At 71.2% G+C, this 8,758-nt stretch carries 10 protein-coding genes; 7 read left to right on the top strand and 3 right to left on the bottom strand.

The annotated features are described in order from the left end of the window. The 3 genes from AC2H6A_RS15560 to AC2H6A_RS15550 form a co-directional block, all read left to right on the top strand. On the top strand, positions 1-342 hold a 342-nt coding region (locus AC2H6A_RS15560; RefSeq protein WP_484274584.1), incomplete at its 5' end, for a metallopeptidase TldD-related protein. Further along, the gene (locus tag AC2H6A_RS15555; RefSeq protein WP_484274582.1) at positions 339-1,685 is read left to right on the top strand and encodes a metallopeptidase TldD-related protein; all 1,347 of its coding nucleotides are present in this window, start codon (positions 339-341) and stop codon (positions 1,683-1,685) included. The genes AC2H6A_RS15560 and AC2H6A_RS15555, both read left to right, overlap by 4 nt. Continuing rightward, on the top strand, positions 1,682-2,650 hold the full coding sequence (locus AC2H6A_RS15550) for a ChaN family lipoprotein (RefSeq protein ID WP_484274580.1): 969 nt from the start codon (positions 1,682-1,684) through the stop codon (positions 2,648-2,650). Before AC2H6A_RS15555 ends, AC2H6A_RS15550 begins: the two co-directional genes overlap by 4 nt. A 69-nt stretch (positions 2,651-2,719) precedes the next feature. Here AC2H6A_RS15550 and glpK read toward each other — a convergent pair whose 3' ends face one another. The 3 genes from glpK to AC2H6A_RS15535 are packed head-to-tail and all read right to left on the bottom strand — an operon-like array spanning position 2,720 to position 5,545. Beyond that, complete coding sequence (glpK, locus tag AC2H6A_RS15545; protein WP_484274578.1) at positions 2,720-4,201, bottom strand: glycerol kinase GlpK; 1,482 nt, start codon at positions 4,199-4,201, stop codon at positions 2,720-2,722. A 54-nt stretch (positions 4,202-4,255) separates the two neighbouring features. Next, positions 4,256-5,056 (bottom strand): 4-hydroxy-tetrahydrodipicolinate reductase, encoded by an 801-nt coding sequence (dapB, locus tag AC2H6A_RS15540; protein WP_484274588.1) that lies wholly within the window; start codon positions 5,054-5,056, stop codon positions 4,256-4,258. A gap of 21 nt (positions 5,057-5,077) precedes the next feature. Further along, a complete protein-coding gene (locus tag AC2H6A_RS15535; protein WP_484274576.1) occupies positions 5,078-5,545 on the bottom strand; it encodes an outer membrane protein assembly factor BamE in 468 nt (155 codons plus the stop codon). An 87-nt stretch (positions 5,546-5,632) separates the two neighbouring features. Here AC2H6A_RS15535 and fur point away from each other — a divergent pair, with 87 nt between their 5' ends. From fur to AC2H6A_RS15515, 4 genes are all read left to right on the top strand, one after another. Continuing rightward, a complete protein-coding gene (gene fur, locus AC2H6A_RS15530; RefSeq protein WP_484274574.1) occupies positions 5,633-6,070 on the top strand; it encodes a ferric iron uptake transcriptional regulator in 438 nt (145 codons plus the stop codon). An 82-nt stretch (positions 6,071-6,152) separates the two neighbouring features. After that, complete coding sequence (locus AC2H6A_RS15525) at positions 6,153-7,571, top strand: circularly permuted type 2 ATP-grasp protein (RefSeq protein WP_484274586.1); 1,419 nt, start codon at positions 6,153-6,155, stop codon at positions 7,569-7,571. Continuing rightward, a complete protein-coding gene (locus AC2H6A_RS15520; protein WP_484274573.1) occupies positions 7,571-8,488 on the top strand; it encodes an alpha-E domain-containing protein in 918 nt (305 codons plus the stop codon). The genes AC2H6A_RS15525 and AC2H6A_RS15520 overlap by 1 nt, the downstream gene beginning before the upstream one ends. Continuing rightward, the coding region (locus AC2H6A_RS15515; protein ID WP_484274572.1) for a transglutaminase N-terminal domain-containing protein at positions 8,489-8,758 on the top strand (270 nt) is incomplete at its 3' end.

The raw sequence follows: 8,758 nt of genomic DNA, 5'->3' as shown, positions 1-8,758 counted from the left end.
TCGAGCCTGCCGGAGATGATCCGCGCCACCGAGCGTGGCGTGCTGATGCGCACCAATGTCTCCTGGTCGATCGACGACTCGCGCAACAAGTTCCAGTTCGGCTGCGAATGGGGCCGGCTCATCGTCGACGGCGAACTCGGCCCGGTGGTGCGCAATCCCAATTACCGCGGCGTGTCGGCCACCTTCTGGCGCAGCCTGGCCGCGGTCGGTTCCGCCGACGAGGTGCGGCACCTCGGCACGCCCTACTGCGGCAAGGGCGAGCCAGGGCAGGTGGCGCGGGTGGGACATGCCGCACCGCCCTGCCTGTTCCACGCGGTGGATGTCTTCGGGGCCGAGGCATGAGCGCAGCATCATCCGCACCCCTGCTCGAGCGCGGTCTGCCGCTGCTCGATCGGATCGGCTCAGCGGCGCGGCCCGGCGAGGTGGTGCTCGGCTGGCTGCGTGCCGAGTCCTCCGACTTCGTGCGCTTCAATCATGGCCGGGTGCGGCAGGCCGGCACCGTGGAGCGCGCCCTGCTCGAACTGCGTCTGGTGCGTGATGCCCGCCAGGCCACGCTGCAGTTCGTGCTGTCCGGTCATGAGGCCACCGATGCCGACCGCCTCGGCGCGGCGCTGGCCGAGCTGCGTGGCCTGCTTGCCGACAGTCAGCCCGATCCCTGGCTCAGCCTGTGCGAGCAGCCCCGCGAGCAGATCACCCGGCTCGATCCCGCGCTGCCGCCGCGCGAGGCGCTCTGCGACACGGTCTGCACCGCCGCCGGCGACGCCGACCTGGTGGGTTTCTATGCCGGCGGCGCGCTGGCCTGCGGCTTTGCCAGCAGCCTGGGTCACCGGCTCTGGCACGAGGCCTCGCCCTGGTTCTTCGACCACAGCGTGCAGGCGGGCGGTGATCGCGCGGTGAAGTCCACGCTCTCGTGGCCGGCCTGGGATGCGCAGGCGCTGGCTGCCGGCATCGCCCGGGCCCGTCGTGATGCCGCCATCCTCGCCCGACCGGTGCGCACCCTGCCACCCGGCGCCTACCGCGCCTGGCTGAGTCCTGCCGCGATGGCCGAGCTGATCGGCATGCTGAACTGGGGTGGCTTTTCCGCGGCGGCGCTGCACAGCGGCCAGTCTCCGCTGACGCGTCTGGCCGAGGGCGGCCAGCGCTTCAGCCCCATGGTCAGCCTCGCGGACGATCTCGCTGCGGGCGGCCTGCCCCGCTTCCAGTCCGAGGGCTTCGCCCGCCCCGATCGCCTGCCGCTGGTGCAGGCCGGCGCGTGGGCCGGATCGCTGGTCTCGCCGCGCAGCGCACGCGAGTTCGGTCTTGCCGGCACCGGTGCCGATGCCGGTGAGACTGCGCAGGCGCTGAGCCTGGCCGGTGGCGATCTGCCCGAGGCCGATGCGCTGCGCCGGCTGGGCACCGGCGTGGCCGTCAGCAACTTCTGGTACCTGAACTGGTCCGACCGTGCCGCCGCGCGCATCACCGGCATGACCCGCTTCGCCACGCTCTGGGTGGAGGACGGCGAACCGGTGGCGCCGCTCGCGGTCATGCGTTTCGATGACTCCCTGTATCGCCTGCTCGGCAGCGAGCTGGAGGCCCTGTCGCAGGCGCCGGCCCGTCTGCCCGATACCCAGACCTACGAACATCGCAGCTTCGGCCTGAGTCTCACACCGGGCGCGCTGGTCAGCCGCCTCTCGTTCACGCTGTGAAGCGTCGTCGCCTGCTCGATGCCACGCTGCTGTCCGCGGGCGGCCTGCTGCTGGCGGGCTGCGCCGGCGTGGGGCGGTTCCCGGCCGGCGTCCCGGCTCCCGGTGACCCGGGCGCCGCACACCGCACCACAGCCGGCGCGGACACCGACCCGCCTGCCCCCGCGGCGCTGACCGCGCTGCTGCGCGAGCCGGCGGCGGGGGCGATGCTGATCCTCGGCGAGGTCCATGACCACGCCCGCCTGCATCAGGCGCGGCTGGCCTGGCTGCGCGCCTGGGCGGCATCGGGCCTGCGCTTTGCGATCGCCTTCGAGCAGATGGACGCGCCGCGTCAGCCCGCGCTCGACGCCGCCCGGCGCCAGCCCGGGATCGCCGCGCGGGCCCTCGCCGAGGCCGGCGGGCTCGACTTCGCCGGCTGGGACTGGCCGCTCTACCAGCCGGTGGTCGAACTCGCGTTGCAGCATGGTCTGCCGCTGGTGGCGGCCAACCTCCCCGCCGTCGAGGTCGCGGCCGTGGCTCGCGGTCGGTCCGGGATGTCCCTGCCGCCCCCGCCTGACTGGACCGAGTCCGACGAGGCCGCGCAGCGGCGCGAGATCGACGAGGGGCACTGCGGAGTGCTGCCGCCCGCGGCGCTGGCCCCCATGGCGCTGGCCCAGCGCGCGCGCGACGCCGCCATGGCCCAGGCGATGCGCGCGGCGCAGGCCAGCCACGGCCTGCCGGTGGTGCTGCTCACCGGCAACGGCCATGCCCGGCGCGACCTCGGCGTGGCCCGCCATCTTGCCGGGGCCTTGCCGCGCGAGCGGCTGCGCTGCGTGGGCTTCCTGGAGGCCGAAGGCGAGGCGCAGCCGCGCCTGCTGACGCAGGCCGATGAACGATTCGACTGGCGGGTGCTGGCCGTGCCGCACGCCCGCCCCGATCCCTGCGAGGCCTTGCGCGGCCGGTTCCGCGCGCCGCCGGCCCGCGGCTGAGAGCGCCTGCCTCGCCCGACGTCGCCAACTCAGCGCCATCGGAGCCGGATCAGCCCAGTCGGCGCCCGCTCAGCCCGGCGCCGCCTGCTCCACCGCGCGGGCCCAGCCGGCCATGAGTTCCTGCGCCCGGCCTCGCTCCATGGTGGGATGGAACCGGCGCTCGGCCTGCCACTGCGCCGCCAGCGCCTCGCGCGAGGGCCACACCCCGCTGGCCAGACCGGCGAGGTAGGCCGCGCCGAGCGCGGTGGTCTCGATGATGCGCGGACGCACCACCGGGATGCCGAGCAGATCGGCCTGGAACTGCATCAGCAGGTTGTTGGCGCAGGCGCCGCCATCGACCCGCAGCTCGGCCACCCGGGTGGTGGCGTCGCGCCGCATGGCCTCGAGCAGGGCAGCGCTCTGGAAGGCGATCGATTCGAGCGCCGCGCGCGCGATGTGCGCGATGGTGGTGCCGCGCGACAGGCCCAGGATGGCGCCGCGTGCCGAGGGCCGCCAGTAGGGCGCGCCCAGGCCGGTGAAGGCCGGCACCATGATCGCGCCGCCCGCATCGGGCACGCTCGCGGCCAGGGCCTCGACATCGGAGGAGCTGCGGATCGCGCCCAGACCGTCGCGCAGCCATTGCACCACCGCGCCGCCGATGAACACGCTGCCTTCCAGGGCGCAGTCGCGGCTGTCGCCCGGCCGGGCGGCGGCGGTGGTGATCAGGCCGTTGGCCGAGCTCTGGAAGCGCTCGCCGGTGTGCATCAGCATGAAGCAGCCGGTGCCGTAGGTGTTCTTGGCCATGCCCTCGCTGAAACAGGCCTGGCCGAACAGGGCGGCCTGCTGGTCGCCGGCGATGCCGCCGATGGGCACCGGCGCGCCCAGCACCGCAGGGTCACACTCGCCGATCAGGGCGCTCGACGGGCACACCCTGGGCAGCATCGCGCGCGGCACGCGCAGCGCCGCCAGCAGCTCGTCGTCCCACTGCCCGCGCTGCACATCGAAGAGCAGGGTGCGGGCGGCGTTGCTCGGATCGGTGACATGCAGCCTCCCGCCGGTGAGCTGCCAGACCAGCCAGCTGTCGACGGTGCCGAAGGCGAGCTCGCCGCGCTCGGCCGCGGCCCGCGCGCCCGCGACATGGTCGAGGATCCAGGCCACCTTGGTGCCCGAGAAATAGGGGTCTAGCACCAGGCCCGTGCGGCTGCGCACCAGCGGCTCGAGGCCTTCGGCGCGCAGCCGCGCGCAGTCGGGTTCGGTGCGGCGGTCCTGCCAGACGATGGCATGGTGGATCGGCTCACCGGTGGCGCGCTTCCAGACCACGGTGGTCTCGCGCTGGTTCGTGATGCCCACCGCCGCGATGTCGGCGGCGCTCACGCCGGCGCGGGCCAGGGCCTCGCGCGCGGTGGCGAGCTGGCTCGACCAGATCTCGCGCGGGTCATGTTCGACCCAGCCGGGGCTGGGAAAGAGCTGGGTGAACTCGCGCTGGGCGCTGGCCACCACCGCGCCGGCGGCATCGAAGACGATGCTGCGCGAACTGGAGGTGCCCTGGTCGAGGGCGAGCAGCAGGCTCATGGCGGTCCTCCGGGAGAGCAGTGGGCCGGCGAGCGTGGCGCGGCCGCGGACGGGTCAGGGGCGCAGGCCGAGCACATCCTGCATGTCGTAGAGCCCGGGCGCTCGGTCCATCAGGAAGCGGCAGGCCCGCAGGCTGCCGCTGGCATAGCCCTGGCGGCTGGCCGACTTGTGGGTGATCTCGATGCGCTCGCCCAGGCCGGCGAACATCACGGTGTGCTCCCCGACGATGTCGCCGCCGCGGATCACCGAGAAACCGATGCTCGAGGGATCGCGCTCGCCGGTGACCCCGTGCCGCCCGTGCACCGCCACCTCGTCGAGCCGGCGGCCGAGCGCGGCCGCGACCACCTCGCCCATGCGCAGCGCGGTGCCCGAGGGCGCATCGATCTTGTGGCGGTGGTGCGCCTCGATGATCTCGATGTCGTAGCCCTCGGGCAGCATGCGCGCCGCGACCTCGAGCAGCCGCAGCGTGGCATTGACCCCCACGCTCATGTTGGGCGCGGCCACGATGGGGATGCGGGTGGCCGCCTCGCGAAGGCTGGCAAGACCGGCTTCGTCGAACCCGGTGGTGCCGATCACCATCCGCACACCGCCGGCCTGCGCGGCCGCGAGATGGCGCAGCGTGCCTTCCGGGCGGGTGAAATCGATGAGCACATCGGCGCCCGCCAGCGCCGTGGCGAGCTCATCGGTGACCTGCACGCCGGTGGTCTGGCCGATGGCCTCGCCGGGGTCGCGGCCGTAGCCGGGCGAGCCGGGCAGGTCGATGGCGCCGCTCAGACGGGCGTCAGCGGCGCCGATGATGGCCTCGACGAGCATGCGGCCCATGCGGCCACCGGCTCCGGCCACGGCGATGTTCATGATGCGCACGGCAGGTCTCCTTCAGCGCCGCTCGCCCGCCGGCGGCTTGTAGCCGGGCAGGGCGGGGTCGATGACCGCCTCGCTGGCCGGCAGGGTGTCGGCGCGGATGGTGGTGATCTGGTCGTCCTTGAAGATCAGTGCCACCCGTCGCAGTTCAGCACGCCCGTTCGGATACTGGTAACGAAAGACATAGTCCCAGCGGTCGGGTCGGAACAGGGGGTTGAGCAGCGGGGCGCCGAGCACCTGGCGCACCTGCTCGCGGGTCATGCCGGGCTTGACCTGGTCGAGCATCTCGGCGGTAAGGTAGTTGCCCTGCGGCAGGTCGATCCGGTAGGGCGAGAACAGCCCGCTCGCCTGGTCGCTGCCCTTGCCGGCGCACCCGGCCAGAGCCGCGACGCAGGCCAGCGCAAGCGCCAGGCGCCACCCGCGGGCCTGCGGCCGTGCGCAGAGGCCGGCCGACGGCGGGCGAAGGAACACGGGCTCGGTCATGGGGGGTTCACCTGTCGCTTGCGCGGGTTCGATGGGCCGCAGGGGCAATCCCGATATGATAGCGAGTCTGTTTTCCTCGGGCGCCGCATGCCGTCCAGCCACGACCTCAAGACCATCGGGCTCAAGGCCACCCTGCCGCGCCTGAAGATCCTCGAGATCTTCCGCGCCGGGCGGCACCGTCACATGAGCGCCGAGGATGTTTACCGCGAACTGCTCGCGGTCAACGAAGATGTCGGCCTGGCCACGGTCTACCGGGTGCTCACCCAGTTCGAGCAGGCCGGGCTGCTGCAGCGCAGCCATTTCGAGTCGGGCAAGGCGGTGTTCGAGCTCAACCAGGGCACGCACCACGACCACCTGGTCTGCCTGCAGTGCGGGCGGGTCGAGGAGTTCTATGACGCCGACATCGAGCAGCGCCAGAACCGCATCGCGCGGGAACACGGTTTCAGCCTGCACAGCCACGCCCTGGCGCTGTACGGCAACTGCACCAAGACCGATTGCGCGTACCGTCCGGCCGATGCCGGTTGAATGACGGCATGACCTTTGCTTGAATGGGGGCATGACCGCCAGTCTCAAGTTGATTGCACCAAAAGAGGGCGTCTTTGACGAGATGCTCGAAGCCGGTGCCCTGACTCCGCGCGAGCACTACCGCCCCTATGCCGAATGGCTGGCGGCAAGCAGCGCGGAGGCCATGGCTGCCAAGCGTGCCCAGGCCGACCTGATCTTTCGCCGCATCGGCATCACCTTCTCGGTGTACGGCGACGAGAGCGGCACCGAGCGGCTGATCCCCTCCGATGTCGTGCCGCGGATCATCACCGCCACCGAGTGGGCCCGGCTCGAACGCGGGCTCATCCAGCGGGTCACCGCGATCAACCGGTTCCTGGCCGACATCTACGGCCCGCAGGAGATCCTGCGCGCGGGCCTCATCCCCGAGGACCAGATCCTCGCCAATGACCAGTACCAGGTGGCGATGATCGGCATGAAGGTGCCGCACGACATCTACGCGCACATCGTCGGGGTGGACATCGTTCGCCACAACGACGGCGAGTACTACGTGCTCGAGGACAACCTGCGGGTGCCTTCGGGCGTGTCCTACATGCTGTCCAACCGCAAGATGATGATGCGGCTGTTTCCCGACCTGTTCCGCCGCTACCGCGTGAGGCCGGTGGAGCACTACCCCGCCATGCTGCTGCGAACGCTGCGCTCGGCTGCGGTGGTCGATGATCCGGTGGTGGTGCTGCTCACGCCGGGCCGCTTCAACAGCGCCTACTTCGAGCACACCTTCCTCGCCCAGCAGATGGGCATCGAGCTCGTCGAGGGCCAGGACCTGTTCGTCAAGGACGGTTTCGTCTTCATGCGGACCACCTCCGGGCCGCAGCGGGTCGATGTCATCTACCGGCGGCTCGATGACATCTTCATCGATCCCCTGGCCTTCCGGCCCGACTCCCTGCTCGGGGTTCCCGGCCTGATGGCCGCCTACCGCCTGGGCAATGTCGTGATTGCCAATGCGGTGGGCACGGGCGTGGCCGACGACAAGTCGATCTACCCCTATGTGCCCGAGATGGTCCGCTTCTACCTCGGCGAGGAGCCCATCCTCAAGAACGTGCCCACCTGGCAGTGCCGGCGCCCCGATGACCTCGCCCATGTGCTGGCCCACCTGCCCGAGCTGGTGGTCAAGGAGGTTCACGGCGCCGGCGGCTACGGCATGCTCGTCGGGCCCACCGCCTCGCGCGAGGAGATCGAGGCCTTCCGTGCGGTGCTGAAGGCCAATCCCGGCAACTACATTGCCCAGCCCACGCTCTCGCTGTCCTCGTGTCCCACCTTCGTCGACGAGGGCGTGGCGCCGCGGCACATCGACCTGCGGCCCTTCGTGCTGGTCGGCCGTGAGGTCCGCATCGTGCCGGGTGGGCTCACCCGGGTGGCGCTGCGGCGCGGGTCGCTCGTGGTCAACTCCTCGCAGGGCGGGGGCACCAAGGACACCTGGGTGGTCGACGACGACGAGACCGCCGAACCGGGCGGGGGTGCCTGATGCTCTCGCGAGTCGCCTCCCATCTCTACTGGCTGTCGCGCTACCTCGAGCGCGCCGAGAACATGGCCCGCATCATCGATGTCGGCCATTCGCTCGCGCTGCTCTCGGGCTCGAGCGACGACTCCGGTGCGTTCGAGCTGCTGGTCATCACCGACACGCTCGAGGCCTTTCGTGCCACCGGGCGCCCGATCACCGCCGAGAATGTCGCGCGCTTCCTCGCGTGGGATCCCTCGCTGCCCTCGTCGATCGTCAACTGCCTGGAGTCCAGCCGCGAGAACACCCGTGCGGTGCGTGGTTCGGTCACTTCCGAGATGTGGGAGACCATCAACGACACCTGGCTGCAGCTGCAGGCGCGCCGGCGCAGCGGTCGCGAGCCGGTCGACTCCGAGTTCTTCGACTGGGTGAAGGAGCGCAGCCACCTCTTTCGCGGTGTCACCTTCGCCACCATCCGGCGCGACCAGCCCTACCAGTTCATCCGGCTGGGCACCTTCGTGGAGCGGGCCGACAACACCGCGCGCATCCTGTCGGTCAAGCAGGTGGTCGGGCAGGACGAGTCCGAAGACGACTACTACCGGCTGTCCTCGGTGCTGCGCTCGGTGTCTTCGCTCGAGGCCTACCGCGACACCTACCGCGACACCATCGAGGCGCGTCGCGTGGCGCAGCTGCTGATCTTCGATCCGCAACTGCCGCGCTCGCTGCGCTCCTGCTTCGACGAGATCGAGCGCATCCTCGCGGCGCTGCCGCAGGAGTCGGGCCGGCAGGCACGGCGGCTCTCGGCGGTCATCCGCGCGGGCCTGGCCCACGGCGACCTCGACGAAGTGCTCGGCATGGGCCTGCGCGAGTACCTCGACGCCTTTCTGCGCGACAACAACGCCCTCGGCTCGGCGCTGCACAGCGGTTTCATGGAGATGCGCTAGATGCGCCTGTCGGTCATCCACTCCACCCGCTACCGGTACCACACGCTGGTGTCGCGCAGCACCCAGTACATCCGGCTCACGCCCTGCACAGTGCCGCAGCAGCGCATCGTGCAGTGGCGCGTCGAGCTGCCCCGGCCCTGCGTCACCATGCGCGACGCCTTCGACAACCTCACCCATGTGCTCACGCTTGACCAGCCCCATGAGGAGATCCGCATGGTGGCTCGTGGCACGGTCGAGGTGCCCGATGTCGATGACGGCGAGCCGGCGGGT

It is taken from the genome of Quisquiliibacterium sp. (genome assembly GCF_982640115.1).
This window is presented reverse-complemented; position numbering and strand designations above follow the sequence as displayed.